Source organism: Streptacidiphilus anmyonensis (assembly GCF_000787855.1).
Classification (GTDB): domain Bacteria; phylum Actinomycetota; class Actinomycetes; order Streptomycetales; family Streptomycetaceae; genus Streptacidiphilus; species Streptacidiphilus anmyonensis.
The window spans coordinates 1-18,462 of sequence record NZ_BBPQ01000108.1 but is presented as its reverse complement, the minus strand read 5'-3'; the positions used below and the strand labels follow the sequence as shown (position 1 = coordinate 18,462).

15 protein-coding genes are annotated in these 18,462 nt (G+C 74.7%); 8 read left to right on the top strand and 7 right to left on the bottom strand.

The window, feature by feature from the left end:
- Positions 1-43 precede the first annotated feature (43 nt).
- On the bottom strand, positions 44-805 hold the full coding sequence (locus TR50_RS40305; RefSeq protein WP_042434857.1) for a 3-hydroxybutyrate dehydrogenase: 762 nt from the start codon (positions 803-805) through the stop codon (positions 44-46).
- A 284-nt stretch (positions 806-1,089) separates the two neighbouring features.
- Between TR50_RS40305 and TR50_RS40300 the strand changes: the two genes are divergently transcribed.
- The gene (locus TR50_RS40300; RefSeq protein WP_236654803.1) at positions 1,090-2,841 is read left to right on the top strand and encodes an NsdA family TPR-like regulatory protein; all 1,752 of its coding nucleotides are present in this window, start codon (positions 1,090-1,092) and stop codon (positions 2,839-2,841) included.
- A gap of 16 nt (positions 2,842-2,857) precedes the next feature.
- Here the strand turns inward: TR50_RS40300 and TR50_RS40295 are convergent, their stop codons facing one another.
- From TR50_RS40295 to TR50_RS40285, 3 genes are all read right to left on the bottom strand, one after another.
- Positions 2,858-4,177 carry an NAD(P)/FAD-dependent oxidoreductase gene (locus tag TR50_RS40295; protein WP_042434853.1) on the bottom strand — a complete coding sequence of 440 codons (1,320 nt, stop codon included), beginning with the start codon at positions 4,175-4,177 and terminating at the stop codon, positions 2,858-2,860.
- Positions 4,178-4,330: 153 nt separating this feature from the next.
- Entirely contained in the window at positions 4,331-5,215 is an 885-nt protein-coding gene (locus TR50_RS40290) for a sirohydrochlorin chelatase (RefSeq protein WP_063775254.1), read from the bottom strand.
- Positions 5,212-6,339 (bottom strand): uroporphyrinogen-III synthase, encoded by a 1,128-nt coding sequence (locus TR50_RS40285; RefSeq protein ID WP_042434851.1) that lies wholly within the window; start codon positions 6,337-6,339, stop codon positions 5,212-5,214. Before TR50_RS40285 ends, TR50_RS40290 begins: the two co-directional genes overlap by 4 nt.
- 191 nt (positions 6,340-6,530) lie before the next feature.
- Between TR50_RS40285 and TR50_RS40280 the strand changes: the two genes are divergently transcribed.
- Genes TR50_RS40280 through TR50_RS40260 form a run of 5 tightly spaced genes read left to right on the top strand, consistent with a single transcriptional unit; the run spans position 6,531 to position 14,339 of the window.
- A complete protein-coding gene (locus TR50_RS40280) occupies positions 6,531-8,723 on the top strand; it encodes a molybdopterin oxidoreductase family protein (protein WP_042434848.1) in 2,193 nt (730 codons plus the stop codon).
- Positions 8,720-9,937: an NAD(P)/FAD-dependent oxidoreductase gene (locus TR50_RS40275; RefSeq protein ID WP_042434845.1), complete on the top strand. Its 1,218-nt coding sequence runs from the start codon at positions 8,720-8,722 to the stop codon at positions 9,935-9,937. Before TR50_RS40280 ends, TR50_RS40275 begins: the two co-directional genes overlap by 4 nt.
- Positions 9,937-12,573, top strand: coding sequence for a nitrite reductase large subunit NirB (gene nirB / locus TR50_RS40270; RefSeq protein WP_042434843.1), 2,637 nt, complete (start codon positions 9,937-9,939; stop codon positions 12,571-12,573). The genes TR50_RS40275 and nirB overlap by 1 nt, the downstream gene beginning before the upstream one ends.
- A 30-nt stretch (positions 12,574-12,603) precedes the next feature.
- Positions 12,604-13,005, top strand: coding sequence for a nitrite reductase small subunit NirD (gene nirD / locus TR50_RS40265; protein WP_236654802.1), 402 nt, complete (start codon positions 12,604-12,606; stop codon positions 13,003-13,005).
- Complete coding sequence (locus TR50_RS40260; protein ID WP_042434838.1) at positions 13,002-14,339, top strand: nitrate/nitrite transporter; 1,338 nt, start codon at positions 13,002-13,004, stop codon at positions 14,337-14,339. The genes nirD and TR50_RS40260 overlap by 4 nt, the downstream gene beginning before the upstream one ends.
- Positions 14,340-14,394: 55 nt before the next feature.
- Here the strand turns inward: TR50_RS40260 and TR50_RS40255 are convergent, their stop codons facing one another.
- On the bottom strand, positions 14,395-15,294 hold the full coding sequence (locus TR50_RS40255; protein ID WP_042434835.1) for a TIGR01777 family oxidoreductase: 900 nt from the start codon (positions 15,292-15,294) through the stop codon (positions 14,395-14,397).
- A gap of 48 nt (positions 15,295-15,342) precedes the next feature.
- Here TR50_RS40255 and TR50_RS40250 point away from each other — a divergent pair, with 48 nt between their 5' ends.
- Positions 15,343-15,867, top strand: a complete 525-nt coding sequence (locus TR50_RS40250) for a GNAT family N-acetyltransferase (protein WP_042434832.1) — start codon at positions 15,343-15,345, stop codon at positions 15,865-15,867.
- The gene (locus TR50_RS40245; protein WP_042434829.1) at positions 15,864-16,838 is read left to right on the top strand and encodes a PfkB family carbohydrate kinase; all 975 of its coding nucleotides are present in this window, start codon (positions 15,864-15,866) and stop codon (positions 16,836-16,838) included. Before TR50_RS40250 ends, TR50_RS40245 begins: the two co-directional genes overlap by 4 nt.
- On the opposite strand, the gene TR50_RS40240 is transcribed toward TR50_RS40245, so the two are convergent.
- Both TR50_RS40240 and sucB read right to left on the bottom strand, forming a co-directional pair.
- The gene (locus TR50_RS40240; RefSeq protein ID WP_042434826.1) at positions 16,826-17,338 is read right to left on the bottom strand and encodes a DUF4240 domain-containing protein; all 513 of its coding nucleotides are present in this window, start codon (positions 17,336-17,338) and stop codon (positions 16,826-16,828) included. The genes TR50_RS40245 and TR50_RS40240 overlap by 13 nt on opposite strands.
- Positions 17,339-17,451: 113 nt before the next feature.
- A partial coding sequence (sucB, locus tag TR50_RS40235; protein WP_042434824.1) for a 2-oxoglutarate dehydrogenase, E2 component, dihydrolipoamide succinyltransferase occupies positions 17,452-18,462 on the bottom strand: 1,011 nt, incomplete at its 5' end.

Here is an 18,462-nt window from a genome sequence, read left to right as displayed (position 1 = left end):
GCTCAGGAGGGGTGGGGAGGACGGCGCGCGGGGTGGCGGCGCGTCAGCGGGCGGTCCAGCCGCCGTCCATGGGGAGGGAGGCGCCGGTGATGCCGGCGGCCGCCGGGGCGCACAGCCACAGCACGGCCGCGGCGACCTCCTCGGGCTCGATCAGGCGCTTGATCGCGGTGCGGTCGAGGATGATCCGGTCCAGCACGTCCGCTTCCGGGATGCCGTGGGCCGCGGCCTGGGCGGCGATCTGGCTCTCCACCAGCGGCGTGCGGACATAGCCGGGGTTGACGCAGTTGCTGGTGACGCCGTGCGGGGCGCCCTCGAGGGCGATGACCTTGCTCAGCCCTTCGAGCGCGTGCTTGGCGGTCACGTACGCGGACTTGAAGGCGCTGGCGCGCAACCCGTGCACGGAGGAGACGTTGACGACCCGTCCCCATCCGCCGGCGTACATGTGGGGCAGGGTGCGGCGGACGATCCGGAACGGGGCCTCGACCATGACCCGCTGGATCAGGGTGAACCGCTCGGGTGGGAACTCGTGGAGGGGGGCGACGTGCTGCAGCCCGGCGTTGTTGACGACGATGTCGGCGTCGTCCGGGAGCGCGTCCACGGCCGCGCCCTCCGCGAGGTCGACCACCAGTGCGGTGCCGCCGATCCGCTCGGCGACCTCCTTGGCCGCCTCGGCGGCGCGGTCGACGACGTAGACCGCGGCGCCGGCCTCGGCGAGGGCCTGCGCGCAGGCCCGGCCGATCCCGCTGGCCGCGCCGGTGACCAGGGCTTTCCGCCCGGCCAGCAAGCTTGCGTGGGTGCTCTCCATGGCCGCTGACGCTAGGCGGCCGGGGCGGGGGCTCCCATGTGGGCCGTCGCCACAGACCGGGGTGCGGCTGTGGGGGACGCACCCAGGGCGGGCCCGGCGCGGTCGGGTAAGGGCCGTGCGTCGTCCCACGCGTCGCATCGTCCCCGACAGGAGGGACGGGCTTCACCCGTTCGGACGATTGTCCGGCCGGAACCGGCCGCTCGCGCCAAATGCTCGCTACATTCACGCCGTTCCCCTAGGGAGCTCGCGGCGTTCGGTGCGGGCCCCCGGAAGGTGTGTGCCAGATGCCCCAACGGCCTGTGACCGATCGCCCGCCGCTCGACCGCGCCCCCCTCGACCGCGCGCTGCTGGACAGCCGTCCGCGCCGCGCACCGGAGTCACCGCCCTCGTCGGAGCGCGCCAACTCCGGCGCGGGGGCGGGCGGAGGAGCGGCCGGTGATCGTCTCCAGTACAACCAGCGGCTGTCGGCGCTGATCGAGGAGGCCGGCTTCTCGCATGCGGGGCTCGCCCGGCGGGTGGACCAGCTCGGCAGCGAGCACGGCCTTGATCTGCGCTACGACAAGACCTCGGTGACGCGCTGGCTGCGCGGCCAGCAGCCGCGTGGGGCGACGCCCGCGTTGATCGCCGAGGTGTTCACCCGGCGGCTGGGGCGGCGGCTCACCGCACAGGACCTCGGCCTGGACGCCTGCGCCCCGGTGTACGCGGGGCTTGAGTTCGCCGAGAGCCCCGCGGAGGCGGTGGACATCGTCGCCAGCATGTGGCGCAAGGACACCGGCGCCCACAGCGAGTTGCGGCGGATCGCGTTCACCCCGGCCGGGTTGGTGGTGCCGAGTCGGGACTGGCTGATCGGGCGCACCGACGACCGGGTGGCCCGGGAGACGCCGCAGGATCTGGGCCGTCAGGACGGGGGCCGCACCGGCATCCCGACGCAGGCGCGCCGCGACGCCGGCCTGTCGGGCGGAATGCCGGGCGGTGCGGCGGGCGGCCCGACCGGCGGCCCGACCGGCGGCTCCTCCGCGGGCTCGCCTCACTCGGCCGCGGGAGCGGCTTCCGGCCCGGCTGCCGCCTCGGCCGCCGGTTCGTCGGGTGGCGCGTCCGCTGAGCAGGCCGTCGCGCTGCGCGGGGTGCCGCGTGTCAGCCGGGGTGACGTGGCGGCGATGCGCGCGGTGGGGGATCTGTTCCGCGCCCTGGACAACGCCTACGGCGGCGGGCACGCCCGGCAGGCGCTGATCCGGTACCTGGAGAGCGAGGCCGAGCCGATGCTGCGCGGCCGCTACAACGAGGCGATCGGCCGGGCCCTGTTCGGGGCGGTCGCGGATCTGACCAGACTCGCGGGTTGGACCTCGTACGACATCGGCGCACACGGTCTGGCGCAGCGTTACTTCGTGCAGGCGCTGCGGCTGGCGCAGGCCGCGAACGACCGGCTGTACGGCGGGTACGTGCTGGTGACGATGAGCCGGCAGGCGGTCTACCTCGGGCACGGCCGGGAGGCGGTGCAGCTGGCGCGGGTGGCGCAGCAGGGCGTGGGGTCGACGGCCCCGGCGGCGGCGCAGGCGCTGATGCACGCCGCGGAGGCGCGCGGGCACGGGCTGCTCGGTGACGCCCGGTCCTGTACCGCCGCGCTGGTGCGGGCCGAGCGGGCGCTGCAGGCGTCCCATGGCGGCGACGAGCTGCCGAGCTGGGCGCGGTTCTTCGACGAGGCGCAGCTGGCCGACGAGTTCGCGCACTGCTACCGGGATCTGCAGCAGTGGCGGCCGGCGGCGCAGCACGCGGAGCGGTCGCTGCGGCTCCGTCCGCAGACCTACGCGCGCAGCCGGGTCTTCTGCCGGGTGGTGCTGGCCACGTCCCGGCTCGGCCTCGGCGAGCTGGACGAGGCGTGCGCGGCGGCGACGGAGGCGCTGCGCGGGGTGACCGAGATGCGCTCGTTGCGCGCGGTGGAGTACCTGCGGGACTTCGCCCGCAGGCTGGCGCCGTACCGTGGCAACCCCTCGGTCCGGGCGTTCGAGGAGGCCGCCCGGACCGCGGGGGTGATCTGAACTCGGCCGGTGCTCGTCAGGCGGCCATGGCCGCCGCCGGCGATTCCGGGGTGGCGAGGCCGAGGTCGCGCAGCACGGCGTCCGCGGCGCGTCGGCCGGAGACGAGCGCGCCCTGGACGGAGCTGGTGTCGCGGTGGTCGCCGCACACGTACAGGCCGCGCAGGACCCGGACGGGGCGGCGGAAGACGTGCGGCGGCGGCATTGCGGGCAGCGCCTCCGCGAAGTGGCGTGCGGTCAGGAAGTGCCAGCCGCTGGTGTCGGTGTCGTAGAGGCGGGCGAGTGCCTCCCGGACGGCGGGTTCGGCGGGGACGGCGGCGCGGTGGCCGAGGACGGTGGAGGCGATCAGCGCTCCGGTGGGCGCGTAGGAGCGGTCCACCTCGCTGAGCACGAGGGTGTGCGAGACCAGCGCGCCCGGGGTGGAGTCGAGCAGGAGCAGCGGTTCGGCGAGCGGGCTCGTGTCGGCCACGTGGTAGTAGGTCGTGACCGGATGGTGCTCCGGTTCGTGCAGGCCGGGCAGCAGTTCGGCGGCGGAGCGCGAGTCGGTGGCGACCACGACGGCGCGCGCTCCGAACCGGCCGTGCCGCTCGGTGTCGACGCCGTCGGCGGCGATGCCGGTGACCTGGACGCCGATGCGGATGGTTCCGGCCGGCAGGCGCTCGGCCAGCGCGAGCGGAACGGCGCCGACGCCCTGGGCGGGCAGACAGAGCCGGCCGCGGGCGTAGCTGCGCAGCACCAGGTCGGAGACGCGGCTGCTGGTACGCAGCAGCGGATCGTTGAGCAGGGCGCTGAGCAGCGGCCGCAGGAAGCCGTCGACCGTCGCGGCGGGGATGCCGCGACGGTTCAGCGCCTCGGCGGCGGTGAGTTCGGGCCGGGTGAGCAGCCGCTCGACGGGCGTGGCGGCGAGGCGGGCCAGGTTGGCGCCGAGGCGGGCCTTGTCCCAGGGGCGGCCGAGGGGGGCGCGGGCGGCGCCGAGTGCCGCGCCCAGTGCGGCGCGCGGACCGCTGGGCGCGCCCATCCGGTAGCGGCGTCCGTCGGCGTGGACCATCACGTCGGCGCTGAGCGGGCGCAGTTCCAGATCGCCGAGGTCGAGGGCCCTGGCCAGCTCCGGGTAGGCGGAGTTGAGCAGGTGGGTGCCGTGGTCGAGCCGGTAGCCGTCGCAGTCCTCCCCGGCCATGCGGCCGCCCACGTGGTCGGTGGCCTCCAGGACGGTGACGGACAGTCCGCTGCTGGTGAGTCTGCGGGCTGCGGTCAGGCCGGCCAGACCGGCGCCGACGATCACGACATCGGTGTCGCGTCGGCGCGGATGCAGGGGGGTGGGGATGGCTGCTGTGGGCACGGACGGCTCCCTCCGGGTGCCAGGCTTCCGGGGCTTCTCTCAGTGATGCCCTCCCAAACGGCCGCTCAGACAAGGAAGTTCGGTGCGCACATCGGCTGAGCGCAGACAGATGTGACGCTGTGTCACATCTGGGTCGGGCTCGTGCGCCCCTGGTTACCCCGGCGTGAGCATGCGCCCCGAGTATGCCCCTGTACGCCCCCCGAGCGGGCCTCTGCGCCGGATCTCGGGCGCGTCGGCGACGGCTTCGTCATAGCGGAGCGTGACGAGGTTGGCGAGTGCGTCGTGCGCGCCGAGGGGGGCCGAGGTGAGGCAGGCGCCCGAACGGGCACCGGAGTGGGCGGCGCGACGTGCGAAGAACCCCGGCCCCAACAGGTACGCGGCGACGGCGACCCGTTCGTGACCCTCCGCCCGCAGCGCGGCCACGGCCTCCGCCGGCGTCGGTCCCGCCGCGCACAGGTACGCGGGCACCACAGGGGGCGCACCGGGGAGGCGCGCGCGCAACAGCCCGGCCATGGCGGCGGCGTCGGCGTTGGCTGCCGGATCGGTGGAACCCGCCGCGGCCAGCACCAGAGCGGTCGGCGGGGACTGCGCCCGCCGGCCGGCCTCGTCGAGCCGGTCTCGGAGCGCATCTGCGAGCAGCGGGTCGGGCCCGAGCGCGCGGGCGACGCGGGCTCGCAGGTGCGGCGCGTCGGCGAGCGCGGCCGGGATGTCGACGCGGACGTGGTAGCCGGCGCCCAGCAGCAGTGGCACCAGCACGACCTCCCCACGCAGCCGGGCCAGTGCCTCGGGCAGGGACGGCGTGACGAGATCCAGGAAGCACCGCTCCACGCGCAGCTCGGGCCGGAGCTCCCGTACCCGGGCGACGACTGCCTCGGTCGTCGCGACGCCCTCGGGCTCGCGGGTTCCGTGGGCGACGGCCAGCAGCGTCGGACGGGTCAGGCGGATTGAGGAGGTCAGGCGGATCGAGGGGGGCGGTTGGCTCGTGAGGGGCGCTCGGCCCGGACGGCCCGGTTGGCTCGGGCGGGCGGGGACGGTCATCCCGCCCCCAGCCGGTAGCCGCGCTTCGGCACGGTGCGGACCAGGTCGCTGTGAGGGCCGAGCGACTGCCGCAGCCGGGCGACGGCCGCCTCGACGGCGTGCTCGTCGGCGTCGGAGTCGGCCCACGCGCGTCGGAGCAGTTCGGCGCGGCTGAGCACCCAGCCGGGGTTCTCGGCGAGGGCGCGCAGCAGGGTCGCGCCCTTGGGGGAGAGCCAGTGGCTCTCGCCGTCCACCAGCAGGGCGTTGCCCTGGAGGACGAGTTCACGCCCCGACACCCGCAGGGTCCGGCGGCTGCGGGTGGGGAGCACCTCGGTCAGGGTGCGGACCAGGGAGCCGAGGCGGCCGCGGTCGGGCCAGACGACGGGGATGCCGGCCTCGACGAGCGGGCGGGCGCAGACGGGGCCGACGCAGACCGAGAGGATCTCGCCGCGCAGGGCCTCCAGCACCGGCCCGTCCAGGCCGTCGGCCGTGGCAGTGGTGAGGAAGGCGGCGATCGCGGGCGCGCTGGTGAAGGTGAGGGCGTGCAGTTCGCGCCGGGCGGTCTGCTCGACCAGGCGTCTGACGGGGGCGGGGTCCTCGGGCGGGGCCCAGCGGTACACCGGCACGGAGACCACCTCGGCGCCCCGTTCGCGCAGCGCGGCGGCGAAGTCGGTCAGCGGCAGGCCGTGTTCCTGGACGGCGATCCGGCGGCCGTCGAGGGGGCGGGCCAGCAGCCAGGTGAGCAGTTCGTCGGTGGCTTCGCTGCGGGGTGACCAGGTCTCGTCCAGGCCGCTGGCGCGGACGGCGCCGGTCGCCTTCGGGCCGCGGGTGAGCACGACGGCGTCACGGCAGGCGGCGGCGAGCTCCGCGCCGCGGCCCCAGCCGTCGGCGGCGCTCATCCAGCCGCGCCAGCCGACGCCGGTGGTGGCCACCACGTAGTCCAGCGGCGCGCGCAGGCACTGCTCGGTGGCCCGGCGCAGCGCGAGGTCGTCCTCCAGCGGGAGGATGCGCAGCGTCGGCGCCTCCACGACCCGCGCTCCGCGCCGGGTCAGCAGCGCGACGAGCTCGTCGCGCCGCCGTGCGGCGGTGACGCCGACGGTGAACCCGGTGAGCGGGAGGAGCGGTTCGGTCTCTGTGGTGCCCATGGACGCAGGTTCACCGGCCCCGGTTACCGGGAGGTTGCCCCGCCATCACGCACGCGTTAGCGAAACGCCTGCTCGTGTTACGGCGCGTGTCCGTGCCCCCACCCCGTCCCCGAGGCGGCGTGAGGGAGAGTTGCCGCAGGCGCAACACCCGGGACAAGGACGCGTAACGGCCCGCGCCCAACGTCGTTGCCATGACGACGACGAGGGCGACCGCGACGGGCACGGCGACGGGCACGGCGACGCACTGCCCGTACTGCTCGCTGCAGTGCGGCATGCGGCTCGCGCCGACGGCCGGTGCGGTGCCGGTGGAGGTCCGCGAGCGGCCCGACTTCCCCGTCAACCGCGGGGCGCTGTGCGGGAAGGGGCAGAACGCCGCGGCGCTGCTCGCGCCCGGCGCCCGGCTCACCACGCCGCTGGTCCGCGACATCCGGGTCCGTGACATCCGGGTCCGGGACACCTGCGACAGCGCCCTCGCTCGCGCCACCCCGGCCGCCCGCGGCGAGCTGCGCGCCGCGAGCTGGGAGGAGGCGCTGGACCGGGTGGCGTCCGGTTTCGCGGCCGTCCGCGAACAGCACGGCGCGGACGCTGTCGGCGTCTTCGGCGGCGGCGGGCTCACCAACGAGAAGGCGTACCAGCTGGGCAAGTTCGCCCGGATCGCGTTGAAGACCGCGACGATCGACTACAACGGCCGGTTCTGCATGTCGTCGGCCGCGGCGGCGGGTCGCATCGCCTTCGGCGTCGACCGCGGCCTGCCGTTCCCGCTGGCGGACATCCCGCGCACCGACTGCCTGATCCTGGTCGGCGCCAACCCGGCCGAGACGATGCCTCCGGCGCTGCGCTACTTCCGCGAACTGCGGGAGAACGGCGGCACGCTGATCGTCGTCGACCCGCGTCGTACCCGCACCGCCGAGCAGGCGGACCTGCATCTGCAGCCGGTGCCGGGCACCGACCTCGCGCTGGCGCTCGGCCTGCTGCACCTGCTGATCGCCGAGCGCATGGTCGACGTCGACTTCGTCGCCGAGCGCACCAGCGGCTTCGAGCAGGCTCGCGCCGCCGTGATGGCGCACTGGCCGGAGCGGGTCGAGCGGATCACCGGCGTGCCGGTCGCCCAGCTCCGCGAGGCGGCACGGCACTTCGGCCGGGCGCGCACCGGCATGGTGCTGACGGCGCGCGGCCCGGAACAGCAGAGCAAGGGCACGGACACCGTCGGCGCCTGGATCAACCTCTGCCTGGCGTCGGGCAAGGCGGGACGGCTCCACTCCGGCTACGGCTGCCTCACCGGCCAGGGCAACGGGCAGGGCGGGCGGGAGCACGGCCAGAAGGCCGACCAGCTGCCGGGCTACCGCTCCATCGAGGACCCGGCGGCCCGTGCCCACGTCGCCGCGGTCTGGGGCGTCGACCCGCAGGAGCTGCCGCGCAGCGGCCGCTCCGCCTACGAGCTGCTGGACAGCCTGGGCGCGCCCGGCCCGCAGGGGGTCCGCGCGCTGCTGGTGATGGGCTCCAACCCGGTCGTCTCCGCGCCCCGGGCCGCGCAGGTATCCGAGCGGCTGCGCTCGCTGGACCTGCTGGTCGTCTCCGACCTGGTGCTCTCCGAGACCGCGCAGCTCGCGGACGTGGTGCTGCCGAGCACGCAGTGGGCGGAGGAGACCGGCACCATGACCAACCTGGAGGGCAGGGTCATCCTGCGCCGCCGGGCCACAGCGGCCCCGAGCGGCGTCCGCAGCGACCTGTGGGTGCTGAAGGAGCTGGCCGAGCGACTCGGCGCGAAGGGTCCGGGCGGCGAGGGCGGTTTCGACGACGACCCGGAGACCGTCTTCGCGGAGCTGCGCCGCGCCTCGGCGGGCGGGCAGGCGGACTACGCCGGCATCAGCTACGAGCGGATCGCCGCCGAGGACGGCGTCTTCTGGCCCTGTCCGGCCGAGCACCACCCCGGCACGCCGCGGCTCTTTCTGGACGCCTTCGCCACGCCGGACGGCCGGGCCCGGTTCGCGCCGGTCAGCCACCGTCCGGCCGCCGAGGAGCCGGACGAGGAGTACCCGATCCACCTGACCACGGGCCGGGTGCTCGCCCAGTACCAGAGCGGCGCGCAGACCCGCAGGGTCGCCGAGCTCAGCGCGGCGGCGCCGGGCCCGTTCGTGGAACTGCACCCGCGCCTGGCCGCGCGGGTCGGCGTCGCGGACGGCGAGCCGCTCGCGGTGGTCTCCCGGCGCGGCCGGGTGGTCGCCCCGGCCAGGATCACCGACGCCATCCGGCCCGACACGGTCTTCATGCCGTTCCACTGGGCGGGGCCGGGCCGCGCCAACACGCTGACCAACCCCGCGCTGGACCCGACATCGAAGATGCCCGAGTTCAAGGTCTGCGCAGTGCGGTTGGAGGTCTCATGAGCAGGCGTCACATCGCCGTCGTCGGCGCGGGCATGGCCGCGGCCAGGTTCGCCGAGCGCTACTCCGCCCTCGGCGGGAAGGCCCGGGTCACCCTCTACGGCAGCGAGCCGCGCGCCCCCTACAACCGGGTGCTCCTGGCGGACGTGCTGACCGGCCGCTACGACGCCGAGGCGATCACGCTGCCGACCGGCGACGCCGACCTGCGGCTCGGCGCCGAGGTCGTCGCCCTGGATCCCGGCGCGCGACTGCTGACCCTCGCCGACGGCGCCACCGAGCCCTACGACGAGCTGGTGTTGGCCACCGGCGCCAACCCGTTGCTGCCGCCGATCCGCGGCCTGCGCCGGGAGGACGGCGGGGGGCTGCGCGAGGGGGTGCACGCGCTGCGCACCCTCGCCGACTGCGCCCGGCTGGCCGAGGAGGCGATGGACGCCAAGCGCGCCGTCGTCGTCGGGGGCGGGGTGCTCGGCGTCAGCGCCGCCCGGGCGCTGGCCGCGCTCGGACCGCAGGTCGAGATCGTGCACCAGGGGCCCCACCTGATCGAGCGCCAGCTGGACGAGGACGCCGCGGCGGCGCTGCGCGACGCGCTGCTGACCCTGGGCGTGGAGGTCTACCTGGGCAACCGTGCCCGCGCCCTGACCGAGGCAGGCGAGGTGGAGTTGGCGGACGGGTACCGGCTGTCGACCGACCTGACCGTGCTGGCCTGCGGCGTCCGACCGCGCACCGCCCTGGCGCACGCCTCGGGTCTGGCGGTCGGGCGGGGCGTCCTCGTCGACGACCGCCTCGCCGCCTCCGCGCCGCACGTCTTCGCGATCGGGGACTGCGCCGAGCACGCGGGCGTCGTCCACGGCCTGGCCGGACCGGCCTGGGAGCAGGCGGACGTGCTCGCGGCGCGGCTCTCCGGCGCCGACCCGGACGCCCGCTACCCGGGCTCCCGGCCGCTGGCCCGGCTGAGCGCCGGCCCGATCGAGTACGCCGCCTTCGGCGAGGTGCACCTCGACCCGGCCGGGCCGGACGAGGACGTCGACGAGTTGCGGCTCACCGACGCGACCCGCGGCAGCTACAAGAAGCTCGTGATGCGCGGCGACCGGCTGGTCGGCGCGATCCTCCTCGGCGACCTCGCCACCGTCGGCGACCTCGCCCGCGCGCTGGAGCGTGACGACTCCCACGCCGACGCCCCGCTGCATCTGCTCACCACCACCCATGGAGCCCTCTGATGACCACTCGACCCGAGGCGGCGCAGTCCTTGAAAGACCTCGTCCTGGTCGGCCACGGCATGGTCGGCCAGCGCTTCCTGGAGGCGTTCGTCGAGCAGCCCGGCGCGGCCGGGTGGCGGATCACCGTGCTGGCGGAGGAGCCCCGGGCCGCGTACGACCGGGTCCACCTGACCTCGTGGTTCTCCGGCGCCAGTGCGGAGGAGCTGTCGCTGACCCCGACCGGTTTCCTCGCCGAGCACGGCATCGACCTGCGCCTCGCCGACCCGGCGACCGCCGTCGACCGGGCCGCGCACACCGTCACCTGCGCCTCCGGCGCGGTGCTGCGCTACGACGCGCTGGTGCTGGCCACCGGCTCCTACCCGTTCGTGCCGCCGGTCCCCGGCCACGACGCGGCCGGCTGCCACGTCTACCGCACCATCGAGGACCTGGAGCGCATCCGCGACGGGGCCGAGACGCCGGGCACACGCGTCGGCGTCGTCGTCGGCGGCGGGCTGCTGGGCCTGGAGGCGGCGGGCGCGCTGACCGCGCTCGGCCTTGAGACGCACGTCGTCGAGTTCGCGCCGCGACTGATGGCGATCCAGGTCGACGAGGGCGGCGGCAGGCTGCTCCAGCGCAAGATCGAGGCGCTGGGCGTCAACGTCCACACCGGCGCCGGCACCCAGTCCGTCCTGACCGGCGCGGACGGCCGGGTGCGTGCGATGGGCCTGTCCGACGGGCGGGAGCTCCCCGCCGACCTGGTGGTCTTCTCCGCAGGCGTGCGGCCGCGCGACCAGCTGGCCCGCGAGTGCGGTCTGCCGGTGGGCGAGCGCGGCGGCGTCGTCGTCGACGAGCGCTGCCGCACCCGGGACCCGCACGTCTACGCCATCGGCGAGTGCGCGATGGCCGTCGACGGCAGGGTCTACGGGCTGGTGGCCCCCGGCTACGCGATGGCCGAGACGGCCGCCCGCTCCCTCGCCGACGACGGGGACGACGTCGACGGGGGCAACGGGCTGGGCGAGGAGCACCACTTCACCGGCGCGGACACCTCCACCAAGCTCAAGCTGCTCGGTGTCGACGTGGCGAGTTTCGGCGACGCGCACGGCGCCACCGAGGGCGCGGTCGACGTGCTGTACAGCGACAGCCGGGCCGGGATCTACAAGAAGCTCGTGATCGGCGCCGACGGGCGGCTGCTCGGCGGGGTGCTGGTCGGCGACACGGAGTCCTACGGCCTGCTGCGCCCGCTCGCGATCGGTGGCAAGCCGCTTCAGACGGCGCCGGAGCAGCTGGTGCTGCCGTCCGGTCTGGTCCCGGTGGCCGGGCCGATCGCGCTGCCGGACGAGGCGGTGGTCTGCTCCTGCCACAACGTCAGCAAGGGCGAGATCCGGGCCGCCGTCCACGACCGGGGCTGCACGACCGTGCCCGAGGTCAAGAAGTGCACCAAGGCCGGAACGGGCTGCGGCTCCTGCGTGAAGCTGCTCGGCACGATCGTCGCCGAGGAGTTGGAGGCGGGCGGCGTCACCGTCGACAGGAGCCTGTGTGAGCACTTCGGTCAGACCCGCGCGGAGCTCTACGAGATCGTGCGGGTCGCCGGGATCGGCGGCTTCTCCGAGCTGCTGGACCGGTACGGGCGCGGCGGTGAGGGCTGCGACGTGTGCAAGCCGGCCGTCGCCTCGATCCTGGCGAGCCTCGCCGGCGGCCACGTCCTGGACGGCGAGCAGAGCGCGTTGCAGGACACCAACGACCACTTCCTGGCCAACCTGCAGCGCAACGGCTCCTACTCGGTGGTCCCGCGCATCCCCGGCGGCGAGATCACCCCGGAGGGCCTGATCACCATCGGCGAGATCGCCCGCGACCACGGCCTCTACACGAAGATCACCGGCGGTCAGCGGATCGACCTGTTCGGCGCCAGCGTCGACCAGCTGCCGCAGATCTGGCGGCGGCTGGTGGACGCGGGCTTCGAGTCCGGCCACGCCTACGGCAAGTCGCTGCGCACGGTGAAGTCGTGCGTGGGGGAGACCTGGTGCCGTTACGGGGTGCAGGACTCGGTCGGCCTCGCCATCGAGCTGGAGCTGCGCTACCGGGGCCTGCGCTCCCCGCACAAGCTGAAGGCGGCCGTCTCCGGTTGCGCCCGCGAGTGCGCCGAGGCCCAGGGCAAGGACTTCGGCGTCATCGCGACCTCCGCCGGCTGGAACCTCTACGTCGGCGGCAACGGCGGCATGACGCCGCGTCACGCCGACCTGCTGGCGGCGGACCTGGACAAGGAGACGCTGCTTCGGACCATCGACCGGTTCCTGATGTTCTACATCCGCACCGCCGACCGGTTGGAGCGCACCTCGGTCTGGCTGGACCGGATCGAGGGCGGCCTGGAGCACGTCCGGCAGGTGGTGCTGGAGGACTCGCTGGGCATCTGCGCCGAGCTCGACGCGCTGATGGCCCGCCACGTCGACGCCTACGAGGACGAGTGGGCCGCCGTCCTCGCCGACCCCGACCGCCTGCGGCGCTTCACCTCCTTCGTGAACGCCCCCGGCACGCCCGACCCGGCCGTGACCTTCGTGCCCGAGCGCGGCCAGATCCGCCCCGCCCGCCCCGACGAGGACGGGCGGATCCTCACCCCGGCGCTGGTCGCCGGCCCCCGACTGGAGGTGCGCACCGCATGATCGGAGACCAGGCATGATGGGAGACCGCGCATGACCGAGATGTTGACGAGGCCCGTCGCGACCGAGGCGAGGACCGGCCTGGTGGAGATCCTCGACGGACGTACCTGGTCACGGGTCTGCCCCTTGGAGGAGCTGACCCCGGGGCGCGGCGTGGCCGTGCTGAGTGAGAGCGGACAGCAGGTCGCGGTCTTCCGGGACCGGTCCGGCGGGCTCTACGCGGTGGACAACCTCGACCCGTTCAGCGGCGCGTACGTCCTCTCACGCGGCATCGTGGGCAGTCGCGACGGCGCTCCGACGGTGGCCTCGCCGATGTACAAGCACGTGTTCGACCTGCGGGACGGGCGCTGCCTCGACGAGGAGCGGACCCCTGACGGTCGGCCCGCGGTGCTGCGGGTCTGGTCGGTGCGCATCGTGCAGGAGGGCGACCGATGACCGCCGCCGTGGAGACCGGGACGGCGGTGGCGGCTCCCGCCGGAACCCGCGCCATCACCGACTGGCGGCCGGAGGACGAGGACTTCTGGGCCGAGGCCGGGGCCGGGGTGGCCCGGCGCAACCTGGTCTTCTCCGTCCTGTCGGAGCACATCGGCTTCTCGGTGTGGAGCCTGTGGTCGGTGCTGGTGCTCTTCCTCGGCCCGGCCTACCACATCGACGCCGCGGGCAAGTTCATGCTCACCGCGGTGCCGACGGCGCTCGGTGCGGTGCTGCGCCTGCCCTACACCTACGCGGTGGCGCGCTTCGGCGGGCGGAACTGGACGGTCTTCAGCGCGTCGCTGCTGCTGGTGCCGACGATCCTGGCCGGCGTCGTGCTGCACCCGGGCGTCTCCTACGGGACGCTGCTCGCGGTGGCCTGCGTCGCGGGCGTCGGCGGCGGCAACTTCGCCTCCTCCATGGCCAACATCAACGCCTTCTATCCGCAACGCCTCAAGGGCTGGGCGCTCGGGATCAACGCGGGCGGCGGCAACCTCGGCGTGCCGGTGGTGCAACTGGTCGGCCTCGCGGTGCTGGCCACGGCGGGGGCCGCGCACCCGCGGCTGGTCCCGTTGGTCTACCTGCCGCTGATCGTGCTGGCGGCGCTCGGCGCGGCGCTGCGGATGGACAACCTCAGCTCGCTGCGGAACGACCGGCACGCGCTGCGCGACGTCGCGAAGGAGCCGCACAGCTGGGTGATGTCGCTGCTCTACATCGGCACCTTCGGCAGCTTCATCGGCTTCGGCTTCGCCTTCGGACAGGTGCTCCAGGTGCAGTTCCACCAGCAGTTCGACACCCCGGTGAAGGCCGCCTACCTGACCTTCCTCGGGCCGCTGCTGGGCTCGTTGGTGCGGCCGGTCGGCGGCAGGCTGGCGGACCGCTTCGGCGGCGCGAGGATCACGCTCGTGACGTTCCTGCTGATGGCGGCGGGCGCGGGGACGGTGCTGGCGGCCTCGCACGCGAAGTCGCTGCCGCTGTTCCTGGCGGGGTTCGTGGCCCTGTTCGTGCTGAGCGGCGTCGGCAACGGCTCGACCTACAAGATGATCCCGGCGATCTTCCAGGTGAAGGCCGGCACGGAGCAGGAGGCGCGGCGTCGCTCCTCGGCGCTGATCGGGCTCGCGGGCGCGATCGGGGCGTTCGGCGGGGTGCTGGTCAACATGGCCTTCCGGCAGTCGTTCCTGGCCACCGGCAACGGCGACGCCGCCTATCTGGCCTTCCTGGTCGCCTACGCCGTCTGCTCGCTGGTCACCTGGGCGGTCTACCTGCGCCCCGGCTCCCGCTGGCCGAAGGGGATCTGACGGCCGAACAGACCCGATGGCGAACAGGCCCGACGGCCGAACAGACCTGACGGTCTCAGAGCGCGGCCGCGACGGCCTGGTCGACGGTCGCGTGGGCGAAGCGGAAGCCGGAGTCGAGCAGTCGCCGCGGGACCACGCGGTGGCTGCCGACGACCTCGATCGCCATCTCGCCGAGCACGGCCCGCAGCGCGAACTCCGGAACGGGGAGCGCCGCGGGCCGTCGCAGTGCCCGGCCGAGGGCGGTGGTGAGCTCGGCGTTGGTCACCGGGACCGGGGCGGTCAGGTTGAACGGGCCGGCGAGCCGGTCGGTGTCGATGAGGTGCCGGATGGCCGCGACCTCGTCGCGCAGCGAGATGAAGCTCCAGTACTGCTGGCCGTCGCCCATCCGTCCGCCGAGGCCGAGCTTGAACAGCGGCAGCAGCCGCGCGAAGGCGCCGCCGCCGGCGTCGACCACGATGCCGCTGCGGGTGTGCGCGACGCGGATCCCGGCCTCGGCGGCGGACGTCGCGGCCTCCTCCCATTCGACGCACAGGCGCGCCAGGAAGTCGTCGCCGGCCGGGGCGTCCTCGTCGATGACGGCGTCACCCGTCTGGCCGTAGTAGCCCATGGCGGAGGCCGAGACCAGCACCCGGGGGCGCTTCTCCAGCCCCGCCAGCGCGTCGGCCAGGGTCTGCGTGCCGAGGACGCGGCTGTCGCGCAGGGTGCGTTTGTAGGCGGCGGTCCAGCGGTGGTCGCCGATGCCCGCGCCGGCCAGGTTGACGGCCGCGTCGACGCCCTCCAGGCCCTTGCGGTCGACGGCGCGCAGGGGTGGGTTCCAGCGCACCTCCACGCTGCCGTCGGCGCGCTCCTGCGGCTCGCGCCGCACCAGGCGGACCACCTCGTGTCCGTCGTCCAGCAGCGAGCGGACCAGGGCGGAGCCGATGAGCCCGGTCGAGCCGGTGACCGCGATGCGCATGCCGATATTCAAGCAGTTGGGCCGTTAAGGACCGCGTAGGCTCCGGCCATGGACACCGTGGATTCCGAGACCACCCGCGTCGTGATCAGACCGGCGGTCGCCGCCGACGGTCACGCCGTCTACCTGCTCGACCACCGGAGCTGGTCGCCGGTCTCGGAGGTCTCCGAGCGGCCGGACCCTCCGGGCCCGGACAGCACCGCCTTCCGCGACGACCGGCACCGGCCGGAGCACATGCTGGTCGCCCAAGGCCGGGACGGGGGCGAACTGCTCGGCTGGGTGCGCGTGCTGCCGCCGACCCCGCTGCCGAGCAACGCGCACATCCGCGCCATCCAGGGGCTGCTGGTCGCCCCCGAGGCGCGCGGCCTCGGGCTCGGGCGCGCCCTGCTGCACGCCGCCCTCGCCCGCGCTCGCGCCGAGGGCGCGTTGCGGGTGACGTTGCGCGTCCTCGCCGGCAACACGGTGGCGCGCTCGCTGTACGAGACGGCGGGTTTCGAGGTGACCGGTGTGCAGCCGCGTGAGTTCCTGGTGGCGGGGGAGTACCAGGACGACGTGCTGATGGGCATCGACCTGTGACCTTCCTGGTGATCGGCGAGAGCGTCGCCGACATCGTCCGGGCGCCCGGCGCCCTGGACGTGGCGCACCCGGGCGGCAGCCCGGCCAACGTGGCGTACGGCCTGGCCCGGCTCGGCCACGACGTCGCGCTGCTGACCCAGCTCGGCGACGACGCCATGGGCGAGCTGATCCGGGCCCGTCTCCTGCCCGCGGGCGTGCGGCTGCTGGACGACGGGCAGCGCGACGTGCGCACCCCGACGGCGGTCGTCTCCCTGGACGCGGAGGGCAGGGCGTCGTACACGTTCGACATCGCCTGGACGCTGCGGCCGTCCGTCCTGGAGGAGCCCTCCGTGCTGACGGAGGAGCCCCGGCACGTGCATCTCGGGTCGATCGGGGCGGCCGCGGCGCCGGGCGCGGCCACGGCGCTGGCCATCGCAGAGGGCCTGCGCGCGCGGGCCACCGTCAGCTACGACCCGAACGTGCGTCCGGCGCTGATGGGCGGGCACGCGGCGGCCCTCGCGCAGGCGGAACGCTGCGTGGCAGCGGCCGACGTGGTCAAGGCCAGCGACGAGGACCTGGCGTGGCTGTACCCGGGGGAGCCGGAGGCGGCGGTGGCCGAGCGCTGGCTGGGCATGGGCGTCGCGCTGGTGCTGGTGACCCGGGGCGCGGCGGGCGCGGCGGCGTACACGGCGCGGCACACGGTCACCGCCCCGGCGGGCGAGGCCGCGGTGGTGGACACCGTCGGCGCCGGGGACGCCTTCATGGCGGCTGTCCTCGACGGGCTCGACCAGCTCGACCAGCTCGACGGGCGCGACGGGCCGCACGGGCCCGGTCCGGGAGGCCGGCGGCGCGAGCGGCTTTCGCGGCTGGGCGCGCCGGAGCTCGCGGAGCTGCTGTGGCGGGCGACGGCCGCGGCCGCGGTCACCGTCTCACGGGCGGGGGCCCGTCCTCCGGACGCGGCGGAGCTGGAGCGGGCGCTTCAGGCGCCGTAACGCTCCCACAGGCGCGGGTAGCGCTTCTCCATCTCCTTCGGGTCGTCGAAGTCGAACCCGGCGCCGAGCGGTTCGCCGCTGCGGCGGCCCAGGTCGGGCAGGCGGGCGCCGGTGAGCTGCTCGTAGGCGCGGTCGGCGACCCAGCCGAGCTCCTCGGCGTCGCCGTCCTCCTCGTCGTCGAAGTCCGGCAGCAGGTCCGCCAGTTCGTCGGGGTCGGCCAGGGCGCCCTCGAAGACGTCGCGGCCCTGGCCGACCAGCCAGGCGCAGAAAGCCTCGAAGGCGTCCTGGCCGGCCCCGCCGAGCAGCAGGTCGGAGGCGCCCCACAGGTCGACCCGCCAGGCCCGGCCCATCCGCGCCTCGAAGAGGCGGGCGAAGTCGAGCACCTCGTCGGGCGTCCGCTCGACGAGGCGTTCGACGAGCAGGTCGGCGTGGTCGACCGGGTCGCCCTCGGCGCTGTCCCGGGTCTCGTCGATGAGCAGCCAGAAGTCCGTCTCGTCCATCACGCCCTCAAGCATCCACGCCGGGCGTGCGCGACGCACGCGGGACAGGCCGAAGGCCCCGACTCCACAGGGAGTCGGGGCCTTCGGCGCGGTGCTACGAGGGCCTGCGGGGCCTACAGCCCGAGGTCGCCCTCGAACGCGCCCTCCTCGAGGCGGGCCTTGAGGGTGCCCAGGAAGCGGGCGGCGTCGGCGCCGTCCACGATCCGGTGGTCGTAGGACAGGGCCAGGTAGACCATGTCGCGCACCGCGATGGTGGTGCCGAGCTCGGCGGACTCCATCACGACCGGACGCTTGACCGTCGCGCCGATGCCGAGGATCGCGACCTGCGGCGGCGTGAAGATCGGCGTGTCGAACAGGGCGCCGCGCGAACCGGTGTTGGTGACGGTGAAGGTGCCGCCGGACAGCTCGTCCGGGGTGACCTTGCTGTCACGGGTGCGGGCGGCCAGGTCAGCGGTCTTCTTGGCGATGCCGGCGATGTTCAGGTCGCCCGCGTCGTGGATGACCGGGACCATCAGGCCGCGCTCGGTGTCGACCGCGATGCCGATGTTCTCGACGGCGTGGTACGTGATCGTGCCCTCGGCGTCGTTGATGGAGGCGTTGACGACCGGGTGCGCCTTGAGCGCCTCGGCGGCGGCCTTCACGAAGAACGGCATCGGCGAGAGCTTGACGCCCTCGCGGGCGGCGAACGCGCCCTTGGCCTGCTCGCGCAGACGCATGATGTTGGTGACGTCGACCTCGACGACCGTGGTCAGCTGCGCGGCGGTCTGCAGCGCCTTGACCATGTTCTCGGCGATGACCTTGCGCATGCGGGTCATCTTCACCGTCTGACCGCGCAGCGGGGAGGCGGCGGCGATGGTGGTCGGGGCCTTGGCGGCGCCGGTCGCGGAGGCGGCCGGGGCGGCGACGGCGGCACGGGCGGCCTCGGCGGCGGCCAGCACGTCCTGCTTGCGGATGCGGCCACCGACGCCGGTGCCCTTGACCTGGTTCAGGTCGATGCCGTTCTCGGCGGCGAGCTTACGGACCAGCGGGGTCACGTAGGCGTCGGACGGCTCCGCGGCGGCGGCCGGGGCCGGCACGGCGACCGGGGCGGCCGGCGCGACGGGCGCCGGGGTGGCGACCGGAGC